The 25,486-nt window shown below is 56.6% G+C and carries 24 protein-coding genes; 21 read left to right on the forward strand and 3 right to left on the reverse strand.

The features are described 5' to 3' along the window. Positions 1 to 7 precede the first annotated feature (7 nt). Positions 8 to 283, forward strand: coding sequence for a YfcL family protein (locus tag F3J29_RS01805; protein ID WP_008459691.1), 276 nt, complete (start codon positions 8 to 10; stop codon positions 281 to 283). A gap of 71 nt (positions 284 to 354) precedes the next feature. Here F3J29_RS01805 and mnmC read toward each other — a convergent pair whose 3' ends face one another. Continuing rightward, positions 355 to 2,355, reverse strand: coding sequence for a bifunctional tRNA (5-methylaminomethyl-2-thiouridine)(34)-methyltransferase MnmC2/FAD-dependent 5-carboxymethylaminomethyl-2-thiouridine(34) oxidoreductase MnmC1 (gene mnmC / locus F3J29_RS01810; protein WP_353620526.1), 2,001 nt, complete (start codon positions 2,353 to 2,355; stop codon positions 355 to 357). 158 nt (positions 2,356 to 2,513) lie between these two features. Between mnmC and fabB the strand changes: the two genes are divergently transcribed. Together fabB and F3J29_RS01820 are read left to right on the forward strand one after the other, a co-directional pair. Beyond that, positions 2,514 to 3,731, forward strand: coding sequence for a beta-ketoacyl-ACP synthase I (fabB, locus tag F3J29_RS01815; RefSeq protein ID WP_166862550.1), 1,218 nt, complete (start codon positions 2,514 to 2,516; stop codon positions 3,729 to 3,731). Positions 3,732 to 3,956: 225 nt separating this feature from the next. Then, on the forward strand, positions 3,957 to 5,138 hold the full coding sequence (locus tag F3J29_RS01820) for an MFS transporter (protein WP_166862552.1): 1,182 nt from the start codon (positions 3,957 to 3,959) through the stop codon (positions 5,136 to 5,138). A gap of 56 nt (positions 5,139 to 5,194) precedes the next feature. Here the strand turns inward: F3J29_RS01820 and flk are convergent, their stop codons facing one another. After that, complete coding sequence (gene flk, locus F3J29_RS01825) at positions 5,195 to 6,199, reverse strand: flagella biosynthesis regulator Flk (protein ID WP_166862554.1); 1,005 nt, start codon at positions 6,197 to 6,199, stop codon at positions 5,195 to 5,197. Positions 6,200 to 6,450: 251 nt separating this feature from the next. Here flk and pdxB point away from each other — a divergent pair, with 251 nt between their 5' ends. The 17 genes from pdxB to hisP all read left to right on the forward strand — a co-directional run bounded on the left by pdxB (position 6,451) and on the right by hisP (position 22,828). Next, entirely contained in the window at positions 6,451 to 7,587 is a 1,137-nt protein-coding gene (gene pdxB, locus F3J29_RS01830; protein ID WP_166862556.1) for a 4-phosphoerythronate dehydrogenase PdxB, read from the forward strand. 69 nt (positions 7,588 to 7,656) lie between these two features. After that, positions 7,657 to 8,670 (forward strand): aspartate-semialdehyde dehydrogenase, encoded by a 1,014-nt coding sequence (locus tag F3J29_RS01835; RefSeq protein WP_166862558.1) that lies wholly within the window; start codon positions 7,657 to 7,659, stop codon positions 8,668 to 8,670. Then, positions 8,670 to 9,485 (forward strand): tRNA pseudouridine(38-40) synthase TruA, encoded by an 816-nt coding sequence (gene truA, locus F3J29_RS01840; protein WP_166862560.1) that lies wholly within the window; start codon positions 8,670 to 8,672, stop codon positions 9,483 to 9,485. The genes F3J29_RS01835 and truA overlap by 1 nt, the downstream gene beginning before the upstream one ends. 25 nt (positions 9,486 to 9,510) lie before the next feature. Further along, entirely contained in the window at positions 9,511 to 10,170 is a 660-nt protein-coding gene (locus F3J29_RS01845; RefSeq protein ID WP_039295583.1) for a DedA family protein, read from the forward strand. Positions 10,171 to 10,308: 138 nt separating this feature from the next. Further along, positions 10,309 to 11,229 carry an acetyl-CoA carboxylase, carboxyltransferase subunit beta gene (gene accD, locus F3J29_RS01850; protein ID WP_039305152.1) on the forward strand — a complete coding sequence of 307 codons (921 nt, stop codon included), beginning with the start codon at positions 10,309 to 10,311 and terminating at the stop codon, positions 11,227 to 11,229. Positions 11,230 to 11,293: 64 nt separating this feature from the next. Beyond that, the gene (gene folC / locus F3J29_RS01855) at positions 11,294 to 12,562 is read left to right on the forward strand and encodes a bifunctional tetrahydrofolate synthase/dihydrofolate synthase (protein ID WP_166862562.1); all 1,269 of its coding nucleotides are present in this window, start codon (positions 11,294 to 11,296) and stop codon (positions 12,560 to 12,562) included. Beyond that, positions 12,552 to 13,268, forward strand: coding sequence for a cell division protein DedD (dedD, locus tag F3J29_RS01860; RefSeq protein ID WP_166862564.1), 717 nt, complete (start codon positions 12,552 to 12,554; stop codon positions 13,266 to 13,268). Before folC ends, dedD begins: the two co-directional genes overlap by 11 nt. 343 nt (positions 13,269 to 13,611) lie before the next feature. Beyond that, complete coding sequence (gene cvpA / locus F3J29_RS01865) at positions 13,612 to 14,097, forward strand: colicin V production protein (protein ID WP_039295575.1); 486 nt, start codon at positions 13,612 to 13,614, stop codon at positions 14,095 to 14,097. 38 nt (positions 14,098 to 14,135) lie between these two features. Further along, a complete protein-coding gene (gene purF / locus F3J29_RS01870; RefSeq protein ID WP_008459723.1) occupies positions 14,136 to 15,653 on the forward strand; it encodes an amidophosphoribosyltransferase in 1,518 nt (505 codons plus the stop codon). 135 nt (positions 15,654 to 15,788) lie between these two features. Then, on the forward strand, positions 15,789 to 17,201 hold the full coding sequence (locus F3J29_RS01875) for an MFS transporter (protein ID WP_166862566.1): 1,413 nt from the start codon (positions 15,789 to 15,791) through the stop codon (positions 17,199 to 17,201). 65 nt (positions 17,202 to 17,266) lie between these two features. Beyond that, positions 17,267 to 17,938: an ArsR/SmtB family transcription factor gene (locus F3J29_RS01880; RefSeq protein ID WP_166862568.1), complete on the forward strand. Its 672-nt coding sequence runs from the start codon at positions 17,267 to 17,269 to the stop codon at positions 17,936 to 17,938. A gap of 21 nt (positions 17,939 to 17,959) precedes the next feature. Continuing rightward, entirely contained in the window at positions 17,960 to 18,532 is a 573-nt protein-coding gene (locus F3J29_RS01885; protein WP_166862570.1) for a UbiX family flavin prenyltransferase, read from the forward strand. Positions 18,533 to 18,818: 286 nt separating this feature from the next. Then, positions 18,819 to 19,601 carry a lysine/arginine/ornithine ABC transporter substrate-binding protein ArgT gene (argT, locus tag F3J29_RS01890; RefSeq protein WP_166862572.1) on the forward strand — a complete coding sequence of 261 codons (783 nt, stop codon included), beginning with the start codon at positions 18,819 to 18,821 and terminating at the stop codon, positions 19,599 to 19,601. A gap of 189 nt (positions 19,602 to 19,790) precedes the next feature. After that, complete coding sequence (gene hisJ / locus F3J29_RS01895; protein ID WP_166862575.1) at positions 19,791 to 20,573, forward strand: histidine ABC transporter substrate-binding protein HisJ; 783 nt, start codon at positions 19,791 to 19,793, stop codon at positions 20,571 to 20,573. 74 nt (positions 20,574 to 20,647) lie between these two features. After that, a complete protein-coding gene (locus F3J29_RS01900) occupies positions 20,648 to 21,334 on the forward strand; it encodes a histidine ABC transporter permease HisQ (RefSeq protein WP_008459735.1) in 687 nt (228 codons plus the stop codon). Beyond that, a complete protein-coding gene (locus F3J29_RS01905) occupies positions 21,331 to 22,044 on the forward strand; it encodes an ABC transporter permease (protein WP_039295564.1) in 714 nt (237 codons plus the stop codon). The genes F3J29_RS01900 and F3J29_RS01905 overlap by 4 nt, the downstream gene beginning before the upstream one ends. A gap of 10 nt (positions 22,045 to 22,054) precedes the next feature. After that, a complete protein-coding gene (gene hisP, locus F3J29_RS01910; RefSeq protein ID WP_008459737.1) occupies positions 22,055 to 22,828 on the forward strand; it encodes a histidine ABC transporter ATP-binding protein HisP in 774 nt (257 codons plus the stop codon). A 109-nt stretch (positions 22,829 to 22,937) separates the two neighbouring features. Here hisP and F3J29_RS01915 read toward each other — a convergent pair whose 3' ends face one another. Beyond that, the gene (locus F3J29_RS01915; RefSeq protein ID WP_166862577.1) at positions 22,938 to 23,888 is read right to left on the reverse strand and encodes a sugar-binding transcriptional regulator; all 951 of its coding nucleotides are present in this window, start codon (positions 23,886 to 23,888) and stop codon (positions 22,938 to 22,940) included. Positions 23,889 to 24,082: 194 nt separating this feature from the next. Here F3J29_RS01915 and dalD point away from each other — a divergent pair, with 194 nt between their 5' ends. After that, positions 24,083 to 25,477, forward strand: coding sequence for a D-arabinitol 4-dehydrogenase (dalD, locus tag F3J29_RS01920; protein WP_166862579.1), 1,395 nt, complete (start codon positions 24,083 to 24,085; stop codon positions 25,475 to 25,477). Positions 25,478 to 25,486 lie beyond the last annotated feature (9 nt).

Raw genomic sequence — 25,486 nt, forward strand, 5'->3', positions numbered from 1 at the left:
ATGTATGATGATCGCGGAATTTGAGTCACGTATTTTGGCGTTGATTGATGAGATGGTGGAGCACGCCAGTGACGACGACCTGTTTGCCAGCGGTTATCTGCGTGGGCACCTGACTCTGGCGGTAGCCGAACTGGAAAACGGCGACGACCATACGCCAGACGCGCTGCATGTGGTGGTGAGCGATAGCCTGCAAAAGGCGATTCAGGCCGGTGAGCTTTCGCCGCGCGACCAGGCGCTGGTGTTGGGCATGTGGGAAACGCTTTTCGAGAAGGCGAAGTTTTAACCCTCACCCTAACCCTCTCCCTAAAAGGGAGAGGGGATAAAAGCGTTACAGAGAAGCTGATGAGGGGAACATCACTTCACCGCTTTTCCTTTCAATAGCTTTCTTACCCAAAGCCGGTTCGGGTTCAGCGCCGCGAGCGTGACGGCATCCAGCGGAATTGGTTCTTCACTCATCTGTGCTGCCAGAATCTCAGAAGCCAGCGGCGCGCTACACAGCCCGCGTGAGCCCAATGCACCCAGCATATAAAGATTGCCGTAAACCGGTGCAGGCTCTGCGTTCTTACGATCCTCCGCAAGCCCGGCGTACTGCTCAAGCGTGGCGTCATAATCTGGCACACTGCCCACCATTGGAAGGTGGTCGCGTGAAGCGCAGCGCACGCCGCAGCGGGCTTCGTTGGCTGAAACGTCCACTTCTTTTGCCCATTCGGCGTTAGGCAGGCAGTCGAGCAGGCGCTGGCGATTATGCTGCTGATCTTCTGCATTCCAGGTCATTTCATCCCGGCCACGGTGATAGCTGGCGCCAATACAATGCTGCTGGTTGTGCGGGTTGACCGGCGTCAGATAGCCGTCGTAGCACAGCACCTGGCGGAGCTGGCTTAATCCCGGCGTGGTAGGAATATGGCTAACCTGGCCGCCGACCGAGTAAACAGGCAGGTTCTGAGTTTGCGCGAATCGGTTTATTTGATGTCCGTTGGCCAGTACGGCAGCGGCGTGATGGGCCGCGTCCTGCTGAGCAAAATCTATCTGCCAGCCGCCATTGTCTGCCGTTAGGTTGGTCACCCGGTGACCATAATGAATCCTCAATCCTTGTTGTTCGGCCAGCGCCAGAGCGCCGGCGGTAAGCTGCGCCGGATAAAGCCAGCCGCCCAGCGGATAGCTAATGCCACCGCACTGCGTGTCCACGCCACAGGTGTCCGCCACCGTTTCAGCATCCACCGCCTTCGCCAGTAAGTCTGGTAGGTTCAGACCGAGCATCTGTTCGATTTTATGGGCGCTTTTTTCATCCCAGGCGAGCTGGGTTACGCCGCACCAGGCATGATCAAAAGTTACCGGAAGGGTATCGTACAGTCGGCGCGCGAAGGTGAATGCCGCCGGGAAAAAGGTGGTTAGCGCCGCATCATGCGCGGTGAGCAGCGGGTAAAGTGCGCCCTGACGGTTGCCGGATGCGCCCTGGGCTGGGGCTTTATCCTCGCAATACAGGGTGACCTTCCAGCCTCGACGCAGCAGCGCCAGGGCGAGCAGGGCGCTGGCAATGCCGCCGCCAATAATCGCGGCTTCACGTTCACTTGTGCCAGGGCGAGCGTACCAGGGCGTGCGGGCAGGGGTAGCTACGGGGTGTGGTAGCGACCCGACGAGCATTTCGCGTTTGCGGCCAAACCCTTTGCTGCGTGTCACGGTGAAGCCCGCTTCAATTAACCCACGGCGCACAAAGCCTGCGGAGGTAAAGGTCGCCAGCGTGCCCCTAGGGCGAGCCATACGAACCATGGCCTGAAAAAGCTGCGGCGTCCACATATCCGGATTTTTAGAGGGCGCAAAGCCATCCAGAAACCAGGCGTCCACCTGCTGATTAAGGGTGTCATCTAACTGAGATATCAGCTCGTTAATATCGCCAAACCACAGGTCAAGCGTGATGCGGCCATTGTCCAGCAGCAGGCGGTGGCACCCGGGAATCGGCAGCGGCCACTGTTGCTGAAGCTCGGTGGCAAAACGACTTAGCTCTGGCCAGTGTCGGTGGGCCAGCGACAGATCGGCGGCGGTCAGGGGGAATTTTTCAAAACTGATAAAATGCAGCCTTTTTAAGCAGGCATCTTCACGTTTCACACAAAATTCATCGAACGCCTGCCATAAAGTCAAAAAGTTAAGGCCGGTGCCAAATCCACTTTCTGCGACCACAAATAGCGGTCTTTCATGGGTTGCAAAGCGTTCAGGGAGATGGTTTCCGCCGAGGAAGACGTATCGCGTCTCTTCCAGTCCGTTATCGTTAGAGAAGTAAACGTCGTCAAAATCTCGGGATACAGGTGTACCTTCTTCGTTAAAACCGAGGTTGGCGGATTGTATAGGGGAATGTTTCACGTAAGTTGCTCGTCTGACAGGCAGTGGCACGATCATAACGGTGTGAGCGGAGCGGCGCAAATTTCCGCACAATTTGGCTGATCGGACTTGTTCGGCTTACAACTGTACGCTATTGTGCGACACGAAATCCTACATAGTGCAGTGAACGAGGTATTTGAATGAAACGTGCAGTGATTACTGGCCTGGGCATTGTTTCCAGCATTGGTAATAACCAGCAGGAAGTCCTGGCATCTCTGCGAGAAGGACGCTCAGGGATCACTTTCTCGGAAGAGTTTAAAGACGCGGGAATGCGTAGCCACATCTGGGGTAACGTCAAGCTGGATACCACCGGTTTGATTGACCGTAAAGTGGTTCGTTTCATGAACGATGCCTCTATCTATGCCTATCTCTCCATGCGTGAAGCGATTGCCGATGCAGGCCTGAGCGAAGAGGTTTACCAGAACAACCCACGCGTTGGTCTGATTGCCGGTTCCGGCGGCTCTTCTAAAGCGCAGGTCTTTGGTGCTGACGCCATGCGTAGCCCGCGCGGCCTGAAAGCCGTGGGTCCTTACGTAGTGACCAAAGCCATGGGCTCTGCGGTTTCCGCTTGCCTGGCAACGCCGTTCAAAATTCATGGGGTGAACTACTCCATCAGCTCCGCCTGTGCAACTTCCGCCCACTGTATCGGTAACGCGGTAGAGCAGATTCAGCTCGGTAAACAAGACATCGTCTTTGCCGGCGGCGGCGAAGAGCTGGGCTGGGAAATGGCGTGTGAGTTCGATGCAATGGGCGCGCTGTCCACCAAGTACAACGAAACGCCAGAAAAAGCTTCCCGTACCTATGACGCGCACCGTGACGGCTTCGTCATCGCGGGCGGCGGCGGTATGGTCGTGGTTGAAGAACTGGAGCACGCGCTGGCTCGTGGCGCACACATCTACGCTGAAATCGTTGGCTACGGCGCAACGTCTGACGGCGCAGACATGGTTGCCCCATCCGGTGAAGGTGCGGTGCGGTGCATGAAGATGGCGATGCACGGCGTTGATACCCCAATCGACTACCTGAACTCCCACGGTACTTCTACTCCGGTAGGCGACGTGAAAGAGCTGGGTGCGATTCGTGAAGTATTCGCTGACAACAGCCCGGCTATTTCCGCGACTAAAGCCATGACCGGCCACTCTCTGGGCGCCGCGGGCGTACAGGAAGCCATCTACTCTCTGCTGATGCTGGAACACGGTTTTATCGCGCCAAGCATTAACGTGGAAGAGCTCGACGAACAGGCTGCCGGCCTGAACATCGTCACTAAAGCGACGGATGCAGCGCTGACCACCGTGATGTCCAACAGCTTCGGCTTCGGCGGCACTAACGCCACGCTGGTGATGCGTAAGCTCAAAGCTTAAGCGACAGAATGATTCAGAATGGGGCTCCTGCGGGGGCCCCATTTTTTTGCCCATCGCTTAGCATTGACAGCCGGTCAAGCGAAAGGCACTATGCCTTCCCCTCCATTATCATTATTGATAATGCGTAAGCGTTTAACGTTAACCAACGCACCCTGTCATCTGAACGCTCAGAGGCAAGGGCGCGGGGTAACTTGCGCCTTGCTCTGAATTTATGGAGTAAGCAGTATGCCTGCAGTACCTGATTCCACTCTTAAAACGTCGAAATCGGCAAATACATCGCTTTTCAGAATTACCTTTGCGGTCTTTCTTACCTATATGACGGTTGGCCTGCCGCTGCCCGTTATCCCGCTTTTTGTTCATCAGCAGCTGGGTTACGGCAACATGATGGTTGGCGTGGCGGTGGGCATTCAGTTTCTCGCCACCGTATTGACCCGGGGTTACGCGGGGCGACTCGCCGACCAGATGGGGGCTAAACGCTCCGTCCTGCAAGGGATGTTTGCCTGCGGACTGGCGGGCGCTGCCTACCTGCTCGCCGCGCTATTGCCGGTAGAGCCAGCGGTGAAGTTTGCCTTGCTGATTGTCGGGCGGCTGATCCTTGGTTTTGGCGAAAGCCAGCTGCTGACCGGTAACCTGACCTGGGGACTGGGGCTGGTTGGTCCGGGTCGCTCGGGCAAAGTGATGTCCTGGAACGGGATGGCGATTTATGGCGCGCTGGCTGCCGGTGCACCGCTGGGGCTGATGCTTAACAGCCAGTGGGGGTTTGTGGCGCTGGGTGTGACAACCATCGCTTTGCCGCTGATTGGGCTGCTGTTTAACGGCACCGTGAAGCCAGTTCCGGCCCATAAAGGCGAGCGGCCTTCGCTGCTTACCGTCATCGGGCTTATCTGGCAGCCGGGGCTGGGGCTGGCGCTGCAGGGCGTCGGTTTTGCCGTGATCGGCACCTTTGTTTCGCTCTATTTTGCCGCAAACGGCTGGGCCCATGCAGGCTTCACGTTGACGGCTTTTGGCGGCGCTTTTGTACTGGTGCGCGTGCTGTTTGGCTGGATGCCCGATCGCTACGGCGGCGTGCGCGTGGCGCTGTTTTCCCTTGCGGTTGAAACCGTGGGTTTGCTGCTGCTTTGGCACGCGCCTGGAGCCTGGACCGCGCTGCTGGGTGCGGCGCTCACCGGCTGCGGTTGTTCGCTTATATTCCCCGCGCTTGGCGTGGAAGTGGTTAAGCGTGTTCCGCCTCAGGTGCGCGGCACGGCGCTGGGCGGCTATGCTGCTTTCCAGGATATTTCATACGGTGTCACCGGGCCGCTGACCGGAATTCTGGCAACGTCTATGGGCTATTCGTCGGTGTTTATGGCCGGGGCCGTTTCTGCGGTGCTGGGGATTGCCGTGACGCTGGTGGCGTTCAGGAAGTAGGTTTGCTTGTTGCCCGTTTTTTCCCTCTCCTTTTGGGAGAGGGTTGGGGTGAGGTACTAGATCACCAGCCAGAGCAAAATCATCACCACGACCAGCGCGATCAACGCCAGACCAGGCCTCGCGCTCAGCGCCTTTATCGGCTCGATAATTGCGCTAAACATCGGGTTGTAGATCGGCTTAATATCACGCACTTCAATCGTAGCTGGATGGCGCTCGGCACGTTTTAAAAACACCTGATTGAGAATGTCCTGTACCTGCGCGGTCGTCAGTACCGTTTGCGGCGTGGCCTGGAAGCGCTGCTGGCTGTAATCCACCATCTCTTTCCACTCCTGCGGCTCAAGCGGCTGCTTTAGGGCCGCCTGCACGCTGTGCAAAGTAGGCGCAGACTGCTGGCTCAGCGTTTGCCTTGCCTGGAGCCAGGTTGTCAGCAAAGCAAAGTGCTTAGCCGGAATGAGTTCACCGGTTTTCACGCCGGACAGCTCCAGCATTGACTGCCAGATTTGTTTGCCGGACTCGCCCGTTGCCGCGGCGAGTTTGGTGACAAGCTGATTCAGGCTGTTGTGCTCGGCGGGGAGCAGCGGGCGGTCGGTGGCCGGGCGCTGCTGCGGCTGAGGAATGGCGAGCTGGTTGTTTTGCAGCAGCGTCAGCACGGTTTTGAGCTGGTCCGGCGTGAGCTGGCTCAGCGCCGTCTGGCCAAACTGCTGGCGGATAAAGTCGCTCACCGCCTGGCGGTTATTGCCCTGGGGCAGCAAATCGCTCAGTTGCTGAATGATCTGACGCGTTGCCAGCGTGGTTTGCGCGCTGGTCAGACGCTGATTCAGGTTTTGCTCAGCGGCGGGGAAATGCCGGGACAGCAGCGGCGTCTCGCTTTTGAGTCCCAGATCGTGCTTAAGGCCCGCCCACACTTCAGCGCTCTGCTGTTGACTAAGCGCAATGATCCGGGTGATCAGGCGCTCCAGCACGGTACGTTGCTGGCTGGAAAGCGGCTGTTCGCCGGCGGCAGAAGGTGCGGAGGGAGGTTCCCCCGGAGGACGCGGCGTGGCGCCCTGAATGGGTTGCATTATAGTAAAATCCTTAGGCTCGCCTTAAACACGGCAAAACATATAACAAATATGCTCTAGATAATTCGAGTTGCAGGCAGAGGGCAAGACCGTGAGTCCTCAGGAGCATAGCTAACTATGTGACTGGGGTGAACGGGTGCAGCCAACGCGCCTGCAGCTTGAAGTATGACGAGCATAGTTCGTTATGCCCGGACGTCAGATTATGGCACACTATCCGGCCTTATCTCGACGATTAACAGACAGGTACTCAGGTGAAAATCCTCGTTGATGAAAATATGCCCTATGCCCGCGAACTTTTCAGTCGCCTGGGCGAGGTGACTGCCGTGCCGGGGCGTCCGATTCCGGTGGAGGCGTTAACGGATGCTGACGCGTTGATGGTTCGTTCGGTCACCAAAGTGAATGCCGAACTGCTGGATGGTAAAGGGATTAAATTTGTCGGGACGGCCACGGCCGGAACCGATCACGTTGATGAAGCGTATTTGCAAAGCGCCGGGGTGGCTTTCTCTGCCGCTCCTGGATGCAACGCGATTGCCGTGGTTGAGTATGTGTTCTCCTCCTTATTGATGCTGGCCGAGCGCGATGGTTTTCAGCTGAAAGACCGAACCGTCGGTATCGTCGGCGTGGGTAACGTTGGTGCCCGTCTTCAGGCGCGTCTGGAAGCCTGGGGCGTGCGCACCTTACTGTGCGATCCGCCGCGAGCCGATCGCGGTGACGAAGGCGATTTCGTTTCGCTGGAAACGCTGGTACAGGAAGCCGACGTCATCACCTTCCATACGCCACTGTTTAAATCCGGCGAGTATAAAACGTTGCATCTGGCGGACGAGGCGCTGATTAGCCGCCTGAAGCCTGGCGCTATTCTGATTAATGCCTGTCGTGGCCCGGTAGTGGACAACAACGCATTGCTGAAATGCTTAAAAGCAGGGCAGAATCTCAGCGTTGTGCTGGACGTCTGGGAGCCGGAGCCGGATCTCAGCGTAGAGTTGCTCGACAAGGTCGATATTGGCACGGCGCACATTGCGGGCTATACGCTTGAAGGTAAGGCTCGCGGTACTACTCAGGTCTTTGAAGCCTTTAGCGATTTTATCGGCCAGTCTCAGAAAGTGGCGCTGGATTCATTGCTGCCTGCGCCGGAGTTTGGCCGCATCACGCTGGCAGGCCCGCTCGATCAGCCCACGCTCAAAAGACTGGTGCATCTGGTGTATGATGTGCGCCGCGACGACGCGCCGCTGCGGAAGGTTGCCGGTCAGCCTGGTGAATTCGACAAGCTGCGTAAGAACTACCTGGAGCGCCGCGAGTGGTCATCGCTGTACGTGCAGTGTGATGATGCTGAAACGGCAAGCATGCTGCAAAAACTTGGCTTTAGCGCGGCACATCACCCGCTTCGCTAAGCAATATCTTCTGGCTCCCTGGGGCGACGTCCTGGGGAGCATCTGTTCTATTTTCTGGAGTAAACCAACATGTCCGAAGGCTGGAATATTGCCGTTTTAGGCGCCACCGGTGCCGTAGGCTCAGCTTTGCTTGAACTGCTTGCTGAACGTCAGTTCCCGGTTGGTGAATTGTACGCCCTGGCGCGCGGTGAGAGCGCCGGTGAAAATCTGCGTTATGAAGGTAAAACCCTCCAGGTGCAGGACGCGGCAGAGTTTGACTGGACTCAGGCTCAGCTGGCGTTCTTCGTCGCGGGCGTTGAAGCCTCCGCTCGCTATGTCGAAGAAGCGACTAACGCGGGCTGCCTGGTGATTGACTCTAGCGGTCTTTTCTCGCTCGAGCCGGATGTGCCGCTGGTTGTGCCGGACGTGAACCCGTTCGTACTGGGTGATTACCGCAACCGTAACCTGGTGGCCGTGGCGGACAGCCTGACCAGCCAACTGCTTAGCGCGCTGAAACCGCTGATTGAACAGGGCGGCCTGTCACGTATTCAGGTAACCAGCCTGCTGTCTGCTTCTGCGCGCGGCAAAGTGGCCGTAGACGCGCTGGCCGGGCAAAGCGCCCGTCTGCTGAACGGCATCCCTATTGATGAAGAAGACCTGTTTGGCCGCCAGCTGGCGTTCAACATGCTGCCGCTGGTGCCGGATGCCGAAGGCAGCGTGCGGGAAGAGCGCCGTCTGGTGAATGAAGTGCGTAAAGTGCTGCAGGACGATGGCTTAATGATCTCCGCCAGCCTTGTGCAGTCGCCGGTGTTCTACGGCCATGCCCAAATCGTCAATTTTGAAGCGCTGCGCCCGCTGGCGGCAGAAGAAGCCCGCGATGCGTTTGCTCAGGCAGAAGATATTGAGTTGTCTGAAGAGGGAGAATTCCCGACTCAGGTGGCGGATGCGTCCGGCAGCGGCCATCTTTCTATTGGCTGCGTACACAACGATTACGGCATGCCGGAGCAAATCCAGTTCTGGTCAGTCGCCGATAACGTTCGCTTTGGCGGCGCGCTGATGGCGATAAAAACCGCTGAGAAACTGGTGCAGGAGTATATGTACTGATGTCCGAAGTGCTAAGCGAAATTCCGCTTCATAAAATCGCGCTCGGCATTGAGTACGACGGCAGTAAATATTACGGCTGGCAGCGGCAGAACGAAGTGCGCAGCGTGCAGGAAAAGCTGGAAAAAGCGTTATCTCAGGTGGCCAATGAGCCGATTAACGTATTTTGCGCAGGGCGCACCGATGCCGGCGTTCACGCCACGGGCCAGGTAGTGCATTTTGAAACCACCGCGGTGCGCAAAGATGCGGCCTGGACGATGGGCGTCAATACGAATTTGCCTGGTGACATCGCCGTACGCTGGGTAAAAGACGTGCCGTCTGAGTTCCATGCCCGGTTTAGCGCCACGGCCCGCCGCTATCGCTACGTGATTTATAATCATCGCCTGCGTCCAGCCATTTTGCAGCAGGGCGTCACCCATTTTCACCTGCCTCTGGATGCGGATAAAATGCACCGTGCCGCGCAGAGCCTGCTGGGGGAAAATGACTTTACCTCGTTCCGTGCGGTGCAGTGCCAGTCCCGCACCCCATGGCGCAACATGATGCACATCACGGTAAACCGCTACGGCGCTTACATCGTGGTGGACATTAAGGCCAACGCTTTTGTGCACCACATGGTGCGCAACATCGTCGGTAGCCTGATGGAAGTCGGCTGCGGCAACCAGGCAGAAACCTGGATGGCCGATCTGCTGGCAATGAAGGACCGCACTAAGGCTGCTGCCACCGCGAAGGCGGAAGGGCTGTACCTGGTGTCGGTGGATTATCCCGACCACTTTGCGCTGCCACGTCTGCCGATGGGGCCGCTTTTTTTAGCCGATTGATTGCTGCTTAAGAAAGGATACTTTGATGGATTTCATCCGTTTTATCATCGACTTCATTTTGCATATCGACGTGCATCTGGCCGAGCTGGTGGCACAATACGGCGTCTGGGTTTACGCTATTCTGTTCCTGATTTTGTTCTGCGAAACCGGGCTGGTGGTCACGCCGTTTTTACCGGGTGATTCACTGCTGTTTGTGGCGGGCGCGCTGGCGTCGCTGGAAACCAACGACCTGAACGTGCATTACATGGTCATTTTGATGGTGATTGCCGCCATCATCGGCGATGCGGTGAACTACACTATCGGGCGGCTGTTTGGCGAGAAGTTGTTCAGTAATCCGAATTCAAAAATCTTCCGCCGCAGTTATCTCGATAAAACTCACGCTTTTTACGAGCGTCACGGCGGAAAAACGATTATCCTCGCGCGCTTCGTGCCGATTGTGCGAACCTTCGCACCGTTTGTCGCCGGGATGGGGCACATGTCCTATCGCCATTTTGCGATCTATAACGTTGTCGGCGCACTGCTATGGGTCTTGCTGTTTACCTACGCGGGCTACCTGTTCGGTAACCTGCCGGTGGTACAGGAAAACCTGAAGCTGCTGATTGTGGCAATTATCGTGGTGTCGATTTTGCCTGGCGTGGTGGAAGTTATCCGCCACAAACGCGCGGCGTCGCGGCAGTCAAAATAATACGTGGCAGCGGTTCGACCACTTTTTTATCCAAAGTAGCGGGCCGTTGTGTTTTAATGAGCACCATTTATGGTCTGGGGCAGGGAAAACTGCCGCAGAAAAGCTGGTATCGACCAGGTTCAAGCAGAAAGGTCATCAATGAGCTGGATTGAACGAATTCTCAATAAGAGCAATATTACTCCCACCCGCAAGGCGAGCATCCCTGAAGGGGTGTGGACCAAGTGCGACAGCTGCGGCCAGGTCCTGTACCGCGCCGAGCTGGAACGCAATCTTGGTGTCTGCCCTAAGTGCGATCACCACATGCGTATGTCGGCCCGCGATCGCCTGCATAGCCTGTTAGATGAAGGCACAATGGTGGAATTGGGGAGCGAGCTTGAGCCAAAAGATTTGCTGAAGTTCCGTGACTCCAAGAAGTACAAAGATCGTCTGGTTAGCGCACAGAAAGAGACCGGCGAGAAAGACGCGTTAGTTGTTATGAAAGGCACGCTGCACGGTATGCCTGTTGTGGCCGCTGCCTTTGAGTTCTCCTTTATGGGGGGTTCTATGGGCTCTGTGGTCGGCGCGCGTTTTGTTCGCGCCGTTGAGCAGGCGCTGGAAGACAACTGCCCGATGGTCTGCTTCTCCGCTTCCGGCGGGGCGCGCATGCAGGAAGCGCTGATGTCGCTGATGCAGATGGCGAAAACCAGCGCTGCGCTGGCAAAAATGCAGGAACGCGGTCTGCCGTACATCTCTGTGCTGACTGACCCAACCATGGGCGGCGTTTCCGCAAGCTTCGCGATGCTGGGTGACCTGAACATTGCCGAGCCGAAAGCGCTGATTGGCTTTGCCGGTCCACGCGTTATCGAGCAGACCGTTCGTGAAAAACTGCCGCCGGGCTTCCAGCGCAGTGAGTTCCTGATCGAAAAAGGCGCGATCGACATGATCGTTCGTCGTCCGGAAATGCGCCTTAAACTGGCGAGCATCCTGGCGAAGTTCATGAATCTGCCAGCGCCAAACCCGGAAGCCCCGCGTGAGCCCATCGTGGTTCCGCCAGCACCGGAACAGGGTCAAGAGGCCTGATTCGCAACTAAGGGCAGGCCAGCAGGTTCTGCCCTTTTCTTTATGTGCATGTTAAGTGGGCATCATGGACAAAGACCTTATTCCTCAAGCCACGTCGCCCCTGGCCACGTGGCTTTGCTATCTTGAAAACCTTCATTCCACCACTATCGATATGGGCCTTGAGCGCATCAGCAACGTTGCGCGCAAGCTCGATGTGCTGAAACCTGCGCCAACGGTCTTTACCGTGGCCGGCACGAACGGGAAAGGCACCACCTGCCGTACGCTTGAAACCGCGCTGATGGCCGACGGCTATCGCGTAGGGGTTTATAGCTCTCCGCATCTGGTGCGTTACACCGAGCGCGTGCGCATTCAGGGTGAAGAGTTACCTGAAGCCCTGCATACCGCCTCGTTTGCCGAAATAGAGGCCGCTCGCGGAGATATTTCCTTAACCTATTTTGAATACGGAACGCTCTCGGCCTTGCTATTGTTTAAGCAGCAGGCGGTTGACGTGGTGATTCTTGAAGTGGGTCTGGGCGGGCGTCTTGATGCCACCAATATTGTGGATTCTGATGTGGCCGTGGTCACCAGCATTGCACTCGATCACACCGACTGGCTTGGCCCGGATCGTGAGAGCATTGGCCGTGAAAAAGCCGGCGTCTTCCGCAGGGACAACCCCGCGGTGGTGGGCGAGCCAGATATGCCGCAGACGATTGCCGATGTGGCGCAGGAGAAGGGCGCGCAATTACTGCGCCGCGGCGTTGACTGGGATTATGAAGTTAACGGCACAGGCTGGACGTTCCGGGACGCTAACGGCGAGCTTAAAGATCTGCCGCTACCGCTGGTTCCACAGCCCAATGCCGCCACGGCGCTGGCCGCTTTACGTGCCAGCAAACTGAACGTGAGTGAAAACGCGATACGCTATGGCATCGAACATGCCACGCTGCCGGGGCGTTTCCAGATTGTGTCTCAGGCACCGCGCGTGATTCTTGACGTTGCCCATAATCCGCATGCGGCGGCTTATCTTGCGGGTCGACTGGCGGCGTTACCAAAACAGGGACGCGTGCTGGCGGTGATTGGCATGCTACACGATAAAGACATTGCCGGAACGCTTGCCTGTTTGTCGCCTCAGGTCGATAGCTGGTATTGTGCTCCGCTGGAAGGGCCACGAGGCGCAAGCGCAGAGCAGCTTATGGCCCATCTTGGTCACGGCAAAGCATTTGCAACCGTCGCGGACGCATGGCATGCCGCCATGGCGGAAGCAACGGCCGAAGATACCGTGCTGGTGTGTGGTTCGTTCCACACGGTGGCCCATGTAATGGAAGTACTGGACGCGGGGAGAGCAGGTGGCGAGTAAGTTTCAAAACCGATTAGTCGGAACCATTATTCTGGTCGCACTGGGCGTGATTGTGCTGCCGGGTCTGCTGGACGGGCAGAAAAAACATTATCAGGATGAGTTCGCGGCCATTCCTTTGGTGCCAAAACCTGGAGACAGCGACGAGCCCGATATGCTGCCGGCGGCTACTCAGGCTTTACCAGCCCAGCCGCCGGAAGGCGCGGCGGAAGAGGTAAGGGCGGGGGCTTCCGTACCGCCCGGGCTGAACAGCGGGGCTATCCCGAATGAAGGCTCCGCGGGCGTTGACGAAGTGCCTGTCGCGCGCGAGCAGCCTAAGCCGCAGCCCGTGCAGGAAAAACCAAAACCGAAGCCGGTGGAAAAACCGCAGCCTAAATCTGCAGCAGATGACAATACCGGGCAGCAGCTTGCCATGGCCTCCGAACAGCCATCGAAGGCGGAAAAAACGGCCGACAAAGCGCCGACCGGGCAAGCGTATGTGGTGCAGCTTGGCGCGTTGAAAAATGCCGACAAAGTGAATGAAATTGTTGGTAAACTGCGCGGAGCCGGGTTCAAGGTTTACACCTCACCAACCACGCCTGTGCAGGGGAAAATCACCCGTATTCTTGTCGGGCCGGATGCGTCGAAAGATAAGCTGAAGTCTTCGCTGGGCGAACTGAATTCGCTTTCTGGCCTGAACGGCGTGGTGATGAACTACTCGCCGAGGTAGTCGTCTGTTACCCTCACCCCGGCCCTCTCCCTGGAAGGGAGAGGGGGAAGCTGTTGCACCGTTCGGTATCCTCGCCCTCTGGGGAGAGGGAAAAGTTATTACACCTATCGGTTACCTCGCCCCTTTGGGGAGATGGTTAGGGTGAGGGGAAAAACGACGGTATATCGTCGCTTTCCCCCAACGGAGTGAAGGCAAAACAGGCACTTTTTTAATGGCGTTGATGCTTTTTTCAACGCCATTATTTATTTACGCGGGGGAAGGAAATCCCTACGCAAACGTTTTCTTTTTCTGTTAGAATTCGCCCCGAACTGGACGTCAGGGCAATTTATCACGAGATTTTTTCATGGTCTGGATAGATTACGCCATCATTGCGGTTATCGGTTTTTCTTGTCTGGTAAGCGTAATACGTGGGTTTGTGAAGGAAGCGTTATCGCTTGTGACCTGGGGATGTGCTTTCTTTGTCGCCAGTCATTACTACACTTATCTGTCAGTCTGGTTCACTGGCTTTGAAGACGAACTGGTACGTAATGGGATAGCTATCGCGGTGCTGTTTATCGCGACGCTGATTGTCGGTGCGATAGTCAATTATGTGATTAGCGCGCTGGTGCAAAAAACCGGCCTGTCGGGTACAGACAGGGTGTTGGGGATCTGCTTTGGCGCCTTGCGTGGCGTTCTGATCGTCTCCGCCATTCTGTTCTTCCTGGACACCTTTACCGGTTTTTCAAAAAGCGATGACTGGCAAAAGTCACAGCTTATCCCGCAATTCAGTTTCATCATCAGATGGTTCTTTGACTATCTGCAAAGCTCGTCAAGTTTCTTGCCCCGCTAATCGTAGCGGGGGGTGTGGCTTAATGAGGAAAAGACAACATGTGCGGTATTGTCGGTATCGCCGGTTTTATGCCGGTAAACCAGTCGATTTATGATGCGTTAACGGTGCTTCAGCACCGTGGCCAGGATGCCGCAGGCATCGTCACCATCGACGCGTTAAATTGCTTCCGTCTGCGTAAAGCGAATGGCCTGGTGAGCGATGTGTTTGAAGCCCGTCACATGCAGCGTCTGCAGGGGAATATGGGTATTGGCCACGTGCGTTATCCCACCGCCGGCAGTTCCAGCGCTTCTGAAGCTCAGCCGTTCTACGTCAACTCACCTTACGGGATTACGCTGGCGCATAACGGTAATCTGACCAATGCCCACGAGCTGCGTAAAAAGCTGTTTGAAGAAAAACGCCGCCACATTAACACCACCTCTGATTCTGAAATCCTGCTCAACATCTTTGCCAGCGAGCTGGATAACTTCCGCCACTATCCGCTGGAAGCAGACAACATTTTTGCCGCCATCGCCGCCACTAACCGCCAGATTCGCGGCGCATACGCCTGCGTGGCGATGATTATCGGCCACGGTATGGTTGCCTTCCGCGACCCGAATGGGATCCGCCCGCTGGTGATCGGCAAACGCGATCTTGGCGATGGCCGCACCGAGTACATGGTGGCCTCCGAGAGCGTGGCGCTGGATACCTTGGGCTTTGAATTCCTGCGTGATATTGCCCCGGGCGAAGCGGTCTACATTACCGAGAAAGGCCAGCTGTTCACCCGCCAGTGCGCTGACAACCCGGTCAGCAATCCTTGCCTGTTTGAGTACGTGTACTTTGCTCGCCCGGACTCGTTCATCGACAAGATCTCCGTCTACAGCGCGCGCGTTGAGATGGGTAAAAAACTCGGCGAGAAAATTGCCCGTGAATGGGAAGACCTGGATATCGACGTGGTCATTCCGATTCCAGAAACCTCCTGCGACATCGCGCTGGAAATTGCCCGCATTCTTGAGAAGCCGTACCGCCAGGGGTTTGTGAAAAACCGCTACGTAGGCCGTACGTTTATCATGCCGGGCCAGCAGCTGCGCCGTAAATCCGTGCGCCGTAAGCTGAATGCCAACCGTGCTGAATTCCGCGACAAGAACGTGCTGCTGGTGGATGATTCCATCGTGCGCGGCACCACCTCTGAACAGATTATCGAGATGGCGCGTGAAGCCGGTGCCAAAAAGGTTTATCTGGCATCTGCGGCACCGGAAATTCGCTTCCCTAACGTGTACGGCATTGATATGCCGAGCGCCAATGAGCTGATTGCTCACGGTCGCGAAGTGGATGAGATTCGCCAGATCATCGGCGCCGACGGCCTGATTTTCCAGGATCTGGACGATCTCATCGAAGCAGTTCGCGTGGAAAACCCGGACATCACCCAGTTCGAATGCTCCGTCTTTAACGGCATTTACGTGACGAAGGACGTTGACCACAAATATCTGCAGTATCTCGAATCCTTGCGTAACGACGACTCCAAAGCGCTGGCGCGTCAGAACGAAGTGGAAAACTTAGAGATGCACAACGAAGGCTAAGCTAAGCCGCCCTCGTTTACAGGCCCACGGTTTACCCCGTGGGCTTTTTTATGCCCGATGCACAGAGAGACAAATTGCGGTTGGTTTTTCATTCTATCATTCCATTACTTTATGGAATGATAGATGGAAGAGTGAATGTCAGACATTACGAGTCAAAATGCCTCCTGGGCCACGTTGCTTAGCGGCCATAACGGGCTGCGCTCCCTGGCCCTCGCCGGCGGCGTGGCGCTGCATGCCATTAATATTTATATCGTCACCACAATTTTGCCGACCGTCATTCAGGAGATTGGCGGCCTGGCCTGGTATGCGTGGAACACCACGCTCTTTGTCGCCGCGTCGATTGTAGGCTCCGCCATCTCTGCGAAGCTGATTGCGCGGCAGGGCGCGGCGATGGCCTACCTGTCGGCCCTGCTGCTGTTTTCCTGTGGGGCGGTAATCTGCGCGCTGGCACCCTCCATGCCGGTCATGCTCCTGGGGAGGGTGGTGCAGGGGCTCGGAGGCGGCGTGTTGTTTGCGCTGAGCTATGCGCTGATCCGCGTCGCCTTTGAGGCTCCGCTTTGGTCCCGGGCTATGGCGCTGGTTTCCGGCATGTGGGGCATCGCAACCCTATGCGGCCCGGCGATCGGCGGTGTTTTCGCGGAGATCGGCGAATGGCGCCTGGCGTTCTGGGCGCTGCTGCCGATAGCCGCCGTGCTTGCCCTGATTGTGATGGTGCAATTTAGAAGCATGTCGAAACCTGAAGCCGGTGAGGCGCGGTTGCCCGTCCTCACCATCTCGCTGTTGGTGCTGTCCGTGCTGGTCATTTCCATCGCCGGGCTGGGCGACTCTTTGCCCCTGAACATCTCTGGAATAGCCATTGGTCTGGGGCTGGGGTGGCTCATCGCTCGCCTGGACAGCAGGCCGGGTGCGGCAAAATTGCTGCCTCGCGGCGCTTATTCCCCGACGCGCGGTATTGGCCTGCTTTATGCGATGATGGCGCTGCTGGTCATTGGCCTGACGACGGAAATTTACGTGCCATACTTTCTGCAGCTCATCCATCTATTCAGCCCGCTGTCCGCCGGTTATTTGACGGCAATGATGGCCGGAGGCTGGACGCTGGCGGCGCTTTGTAGCGCTTCAGTCAGTTCAAAAATGTCGCAGCGGATAATTTGCGTCGGGCCGCTGGTGGTGCTTGTGTCGCTGGTCACGCTGTCCATTATTATGCCGACACCGTTTAACGGCCCGGCGGGCGTGGTTGTCTGCGGTACGGCGCTGGCGGGCGTTGGGTTCGGGATTGGTCTTGCCTGGCCTCATCTTTTAACGAAAGTATTTCAGGCGGCACCGCCCGGGGAAGAAACGCTGGCGTCCGCCTCTATTACCACCGTGCAGCTTTACGCGACGGCGCTCGCCGCCGCCCTGGCCGGGGTTATTACTCACGGGGCCGGCATCACCTCCCCCGGAGGGGTTGAAGGGGCCAGCACGGCCAGTATGGCGTTGTTTGGGGTCTTCGCTTTGGCGCCGGCCGGTGCGACGCTTTTAGCAATACGCCTGAGTCGGCAGGCCAGGTGATATCTGTCACTTTAGGGGCGGCAATGCTAACATCGGCGGCGTTTGGCGGATAACGGGCAGCGTGGATGAAAAAAGTGATGGGGAGCCCGCAGGGCCAACTAGAAATACTGGCAGGTCTTGCTCGCGCGATGGCGCATCCCCATCGTCTTGCCTTGCTGGAGGCCGTTTTTCAGCACGAAAGTTCAGTTGAGCAACTGGCAGAGACAACCGGCCTTTCCGTGACCAATACCTCCCAGCATTTACAGCAGCTCAGGCGGGCCGGGTTCGTCCAGTCGCGGCGCGTCGGGAAGCAGGTTTTTTACCGCGAAGGCGAAGGGCCGGTGGCAAACGTGCTCTCTGCCCTGCACAATTTTAATACCTGGCAGCACAGCGAAATGCAGCGCGTTGCGACGGAGAGTCTCTACAACCCGCAGCGGCTGGAGGGGGTTTCCATTGAAGCACTGCTGGCCAGGCTGGAGCAGGGCGCGTTGTTGCTGGATGTTCGCTCCGCGGAAGATTATTCCGCCGGCCATATCCCCGGCGCGCTGAATATTCCGCTGGAGAAGCTGGAGCAGCACCTGTCTGATTTACCTCGCGACAGGGATATTCTGGCCTACTGCGGCGGGCGTTTCTGCGTACTCTCCAGACAGGCAGTGGCGTTTCTGCGCCAGAAAGACTTTATGGTGCAGCGCGTGGATGATGGTTTTCCTGGCTGGCAGGCGGCCGGGTTGCGAGTTGAGTCGAAATGGTCATCCTGAAAGGGTGAGAAAAGGTGATGAATGAAACGACTGATTGTCGGTATTTCCGGCGCAAGCGGCGCCATTTACGGGGTGCGTTTACTGCAGATCCTCCAGCAGCTGCCGGAGGTGGAAAGCCACCTGGTGATGAGCAATGCGGCGCGCCAGACGCTGGCGCTGGAAACCGATTACTCGCTGCGTGATGTGCAGGCCCTGGCGGATGTTGTGCACGACTCACGGGATATCGCCGCCAGCATCTCTTCCGGCTCGTTTAAGACCATGGGCATGGCAGTGCTGCCGTGTTCAATCAAAACGCTCTCCGGCATCGTGCACAGCTATACGGACGGGCTGCTGACCCGCGCGGCGGATGTGGTGCTGAAAGAGCGTCGCCCGCTGGTGCTGTGTATTCGTGAAACGCCGCTGCACCTCGGCCACCTGCGCCTGATGACCCAGGCCTCCGAGCTGGGCGCGGTGATCATGCCGCCGGTCCCCGCGTTCTATCATCGCCCACAAACCCTGCAGGACATTATTGACCAGACGGTAAACCGGGTATTGGATCAGTTTGACCTGGCCCTGCCTGAAGACCTCTTTGTGCGCTGGGGTGAGCACAAGTGATGCACTAATGCAGTGCATCACAAAATGATTGCCTCATAATGGGGCAATTCTGTAACGCCGATCGCTTTTAGAAGATTTAATCCACGAAAACCGCTTTCCCCTCTATGCCCGCTTCCCAGACCTGCTATCTTTCAAACTAGCGCGAAGTTGCAACGTTTTATTAACATAACCAGCGGCTTTTCCCCACGCAGGGAAAAGTGGCATGAGAACTGCAACTCTCCGTATGCAAAGGCATTACCACACAACAAGACATCACAAATAAGAAAGCCAAACTTGAGGGTATCGTATGAAGAAGTCGGTTCTTGCACTGTCTTTACTGCTCGGTCTGTCCAGCGCAGCCAGCGTGTTTGCAGCGATTCCGCAAAACGTCCGCATTGGTACCGATGCGACCTACGCGCCATTCTCTTCGAAAGACGCGAAAGGCGATTTTGTTGGGTTTGATATCGATCTGGGTAACGAACTTTGCAAGCGCATTCAGACCAAATGTACTTGGGTTGGCAGCGACTTTGACTCCCTGATCCCGTCGCTGAAAGCGAAGAAAATTGACGCCATTATCTCGTCTCTGTCGATCACCGAAAAACGCCAGCAGGAGATTCTTTTCTCCAACAAACTTTACGCGGCGGATTCGCGCCTGATTGCGGCCAAAGGCTCCCCGATTCAACCGACGCTCGAATCGCTGAAAGGCAAGCACGTTGGGGTGCTGCAGGGCTCTATTCAGGAGACCTACGGCAACGCTGAATGGCGCCCGAAAGGTGTCGATGTGGTGGCCTACGCCAACCAGGATTTGATCTACTCTGACCTGGCGGCAGGGCGCCTTGATGCGGCCTTCCAGGACGAAGTTGCCGGGAGCGAAGGCTTCCTGAAACAGCCGGCCGGGAAAGACTATGCCTTTGCTGGCCCGTCCGTGAAGGACAAGAAATACTTCGGCGATGGAACCGGTATCGGCCTGCGTAAAGATGACACCGAGCTGAAAGCCGCGTTCGACAAAGCGCTGGCTGAAATACGTAAAGACGGCACTTACGACAAACTGGCGAAAAAGTACTTCGACTTTAATGTTTACGGCGAATAAGTTTATCCCTGGTATGTAGCCCGGTTTTGAATATATTCTTAACCGGGCAGGATAACTATGCAGAGTGCAGCCCCGTTCCGGCTGCACCTTTATGGTGCGAAAGCTGTGTATTCGCAGCGTGTTGCGTAGGTTTTCCCTGTTTGTAGTGGGCGTGAGCCTTAAGTAACGGACAGTCTATTGAGGATAATTATGAAAAAGCTGGTTTTGTCTCTTTCTCTGGTGCTGGCGTTTTCCAGCGTGACCACAGCATTCGCCGCTATTCCGAAAAATCTGCGGATTGGCACGGACCCAACCTATGCGCCATTTGAATCCAAAAATGCTCAGGGCCAGCTGATCGGCTTTGATATCGATTTGGCGAAAGAACTCTGCAAGCGCATTAACACCCAATGTACCTTCGTTGAAAACCCATTGGACGCGCTGATCCCCTCGCTGAAAGCGAAGAAGATCGACGCCATCATGTCTTCCCTGTCCATCACCGAAAAACGTCAGCAGGAAATCGCGTTTACCGACAAGTTGTACGCGGCGGATTCTCGTCTGGTGGTGGCCAAAGGTTCCCCGATTCAGCCGACCCTTGAGTCGCTGAAAGGCAAGCGCGTCGGCGTGCTGCAGGGCACCACGCAGGAAACCTACGGCAATGAGCATTGGGCGCCAAAAGGCATTGAGATTGTCTCCTACCAGGGGCAGGACTCGATCTACGCTGACCTGGCCGCCGGGCGTATTGACGCCGCGTTCCAGGATGAAGTCGCCGCCAGCGAAGGCTTCCTGAAGCAGCCGGTGGGCAAAAACTATCAGTTCGGTGGCCCGTCCATCAAAGATGACAAGCTGTTTGGCGTGGGTACCGGCATGGGACTGCGTAAAGAAGATAACGAACTGCGTGAGGCGCTGAACAAGGCGTTCGCAGAGATGCGTAAAGACGGCACTTACGACAAGTTAGCGAAGCCGTACTTTGATTTTAATGTGTATGGTGAATAAGCCTTACCGGTGACAAAGGCCCCGCGTCAGACGGGGCCCAATAAGCAGCAAACACTGACGACAGGATACGCACCATGTTGTATGGCTTTTCCGAAGTAATTTTCAAAGGGGCTCTGGTTACGCTTGAGCTGGCGCTCGCCTCGGTTGTCCTTTCCGTGCTGATTGGGCTTGCCGGTGCCGGCGCAAAACTGTCCAAAAATCGCCCGCTCGCTTTGCTGTTTGAAGGCTACACCACGCTGATTCGCGGCGTGCCTGACCTGGTGCTGATGCTGTTAATTTTCTACGGGCTGCAGATGCTGCTCAACAGCATTACAGATGCGCTTGGAATGGCGCAGTTTGATATCGACCCAATGATTGCCGGGATCATCACGCTGGGTTTTATTTACGGGGCTTATTTCACCGAAACCTTCCGTGGGGCCTATCTTGCCGTGCCGAAGGGCCATATTGAGGCGGCCACCGCTTTTGGCTTTACCGGGTCACAAACTTTCCGCCGTATTCTGTTCCCGGCCATGATGCGCTACGCGCTGCCGGGCATAGGTAACAACTGGCAGGTTATCCTCAAAGCCACCGCGCTGGTTTCTCTGCTTGGCCTGGAGGATGTGGTGAAAGCCACGCAGCTCGCCGGGAAAAGCACCTGGCAGCCGTTCTACTTCGCGATTGTCGCCGGGATTATCTACCTGGTCTTTACCACGGTTTCAAACGGAGTGCTGCTCTGGCTTGAACGCCGCTATTCCGTTGGCGTGAAGAGGGCCGAGCTATGATCGATATTATTCACGATTACTGGCAGTCGCTGCTGTGGACTGACGGTTACCGCTTTACGGGCGTTGCCATTACGCTGTGGCTGCTGATTACGTCCGTGGTCATGGGCGGGATTCTGGCGCTGTTCCTCGCCATCGGGCGCGTGTCCAGCAACAAGTTTATTTCGTTCCCGATCTGGCTTTTTACCTACATTTTTCGCGGTACGCCGCTATACGTGCAGTTGTTGGTGTTCTATTCCGGGATGTACACGCTGGAGATAGTCAAAGGGACGGAGCTGCTGAACGCGTTCTTCCGCAGCGGCCTGAACTGTACCGTGCTGGCGCTGACGCTGAATACCTGCGCCTACACCACGGAGATTTTTGCCGGTGCCATCCGCTCTGTCCCGCACGGTGATATTGAAGCGGCGCGCGCTTACGGCTTCTCAAAAGTGAAAATGTACCGCTGTATTATTCTGCCTTCCGCGCTGCGTATTGCGCTGCCGGCCTACAGCAACGAAGTGATCCTGATGCTGCACTCTACGGCGCTGGCGTTTACCGCCACGGTGCCGGATCTGCTCAAGATTGCCCGTGATATCAACTCCGCAACCTACCAGCCGTTTACCGCGTTTGGCATCGCGGCCGTGCTGTATTTGATTATCTCTTATGTGCTGATAAGCCTGTTCCGCAAAGCGGAAAAACGCTGGCTGCAGCACGTTAAACCCGCTTCGCACTGAGTGACTTCTGATGGCTGAAATTAAACTAAACGTAACGGATTTGCACAAACGCTACGGCGAACATGAAGTGCTCAAAGGGGTGTCTCTGAAGGCTAACGCCGGGGATGTGATCAGTATTATCGGTTCATCTGGCTCAGGCAAAAGTACCTTTTTGCGTTGTATAAACTTCCTTGAAAAACCGAGCGAAGGCACGATTGTGGTCAGCAACCAGAACATCAATCTGGTGCGGGATAAAGACGGCCAGCTCAAAGTCGCCGACAAAAACCAGCTGCGGCTGCTGCGCACTCGCCTGACGATGGTGTTCCAGCACTTTAACCTGTGGAGCCACATGACGGTGCTGGAAAACGTGATGGAAGCGCCTATTCAGGTGCTGGGTTTGAGTAAACAGGAATCGAAAGAGCGGGCGATTAAATACCTGGCCAAAGTCGGCATCGACGAGCGTCAGTACGTTAAATACCCGGTGCATCTGTCCGGTGGCCAGCAGCAGCGCGTTTCCATTGCCCGCGCGCTGGCGATGGAGCCGGAAGTGCTGCTGTTTGACGAGCCTACTTCAGCGCTTGATCCGGAGCTGGTGGGGGAAGTCCTGCGCATTATGCAGAAGCTGGCGGAAGAGGGGAAAACCATGGTGGTGGTCACCCATGAGATGGACTTTGCCCGGCATGTTTCCAGCCACGTTATCTTCCTGCATCAGGGCCGCATTGAAGAGGAAGGGCCGCCCGCCGAACTGTTTGGCAGCCCAAAAAGCGCCCGCCTGCAGCAGTTCCTTTCTGGATCGCTGAAGTAACCCCTCACCCTAACCCTCTCCCAAGGGGAGAGGGAATAAACATGATTCCACGTCAGCTGTTTTCCCCCTCTCCCTCAGGGAGAGGGCCGGGGTGAGGGTGAAAAACGCCTCACTTCTCAGCCAACAACCTTACCGCCGTACTCTCATCCGTCACCAGGCCTGACATCCAGCGACCGGTCAATGCTGCTTTGATGGCGGCAAATTTTCGCGCTCCACCGGAAAAAGCGATGATCTTACGCGGGTTATCGCTTTGCAGCGGCACGCTGGTCAGCAAAGCATCCAGCTCGCTGTAAACGCGCTGGCCACCGTGGTCAAAGAAATGCCCCAGCATTTCACCGGCAACGCCCTGGCGGTGCAGCATGTTGACCTGCTCGTCGGTAATAAAACCCTCGGCGTTCAGCGGGCAGCCGATGTCCACCTCGCCAACGCCGAGAAACGCGACATTGGCCGCCAGCGCCCGGTCGGTTACTCGCTGGTACACTTTATGCCGGCACCACATGTCGCGGTCTTCTTCGCTGTCGGCGTACAGAGGGGCGGGGATGAAATAATATTTGCCCTGCATTTTTTCCGCCATTTTTAGCGGCATGTCATAGCGCGTACCTGAGTCATCGCGCGCAATCGCCCCAATCATTGAGACGCAGTGGTGCTGCGGGCGTTCGATCCACGGCAGCACGTCGATGATTGAGCGCAGCGTTTTCCCGGAGCCGATGCCGAAAACCTGCGGCTGCTCGTCAGCGATAAACTGTGACATCACTTCGGCACCTTCTACCGCCAGCATCTGCTGGATAGCTTCGTCATCCAATCCTTCCGAAGGCACCACGCGGCAGATTTCCAGGCCGAAACGCGCCTGGACTTGCTGCGCCAGCTTCAGGCAGCGGGCGACCGGATGGGCGATTTTCACCGTTACCATACCCTGCTCGCGTGCGGAAGAAACCAGCCGCTGAGCGACCTGACGGGAAATGCCCAGTTCGCGGGCAATATCCTGCTGCGTCATACCCGCCACGTAATACATCCAGGCAACGCGTGCGGCTTGCTCTTGTTTTTTCTCTTCTCTGCTCATGGCGACACCTTATGACTCTTTGAAACGCATTCTACTCCGCACGCGTTTCGTTGGTAATTGGGCAAAAGTCATTTTTGTGGGCAAATGTTGTCTGTGTGAGTTTGATCTCAGAAAGACGGCACCTGCCGCAACTAGACTACAACAAACGGGCAAATGCCCATAAAAATGACAAATGCTTAATTCTGAGGTGAATCATGACGACGAAATCGGTATGGATGCATATTGGCGCAGGCTCTTTCCACCGTGCCCATCAGGCGTGGTATCTCAATCAGCTGCGCGAGCAGGGCGATGACGGCTGGAGTATTTCGCTGGGCAATATCCGCGATGATGCCGGCGAGCTGCTGAGTCAACTGACTGCGCAGGGTGGCGAATACGTGCTGGAAACCGTTACGCCGGAGGGCGAGCGTGCCTACGAAAAGATTGCCTCTATCCGCAAAGTGCTGCCGTGGGATAAAGAGATTACTGCCCTGGTTGAAGAGGGAGCCAGGGCGTCGACCCGTGTGATCGCCTTCACCGTCACCGAAGCCGGTTACTACCTCACGCCGCAGCACGAGCTGGACGTTAATCAGCCGGATGTTAAAGCCGATCTTGCCGGGGGCATGACCACGCTTTACGGCGCGCTCAGCCGCATTCTGCATCGGCGTATGAGCAACGGCGGTGAGCCAGTCACGCTACTGAACTGCGATAACCTGCGCCACAACGGCGAACGCTTCCGCCACGGCTTTCTGTCGTTCCTGAAGGCGAAGGGCGACCACGCGCTGTTTGACTGGGTAACCACCCACACTGTGTCGCCTAACACCATGGTTGACCGTATTACCCCTCGTCCTACGGCAGACATTGCTCCGCGGGTGAAAGCGGCGACGGGGTTCGACGATAAGGTGCCGGTGATGGGGGAGTCTTTTATTCAGTGGGTTATCGAGGACGACTTTATCAACGGCCGCCCGCCGCTTGAGAACGTTGGCGTCGAAATGGTGAAATCGGTGCTGCCGTATGAAGAGGCAAAAATCCGCATTCTGAACGCCAGCCACAGCTGTATTGCCTGGGCGGGGACGCTGACCGGGCTGAACTACATCGATGAAAGCACCGTGCAGCAGCCGATTAGGCAGATGGCATGGGACTACGTCACGGAGGATGTTATTCCTTCGCTGTCGCCAAGCCCGTTGGAACTGGCTGAGTATCGGGATGTGGTGCTGGCCCGCTTTAGCAATCCCTATATCAAAGACACCAACCAGCGCGTGGCGGCCGACGGCCTGTCCAAGATCCCAGGCTTTATTACCCCGACGCTGATTGAGTGCTATCAGCGAGGTGAGGAGCCTGCGGCAACGGCGGTTCTGCCCGCACTGTTCTTCCTCTTCCTGCAGCGCTGGGCGCAAGGTCAGCTGCCTTACGAGTACCAGGATGGCGTCATGCAGGACGACGCGATTCGGGCTGTATTCAGCGCACCTGAGCCGCTTAAAGCCTTTGTCAGCGACGAAACGTTGTTTGCTGAACTCGCGCATTCCTCCGCTTTCCATGAGCTGATGGCGCGGACGGTCACTCGCCTTGAGGCGTGGATCAAGTCTCCGCAATCGCCTTTGGCAGCAGCTTAAGGAGGCGCT

Origin of the sequence: Enterobacter sp. Cy-643, from assembly GCF_011752815.1 — a bacterium.
GTDB lineage: Bacteria > Pseudomonadota > Gammaproteobacteria > Enterobacterales > Enterobacteriaceae > Cedecea.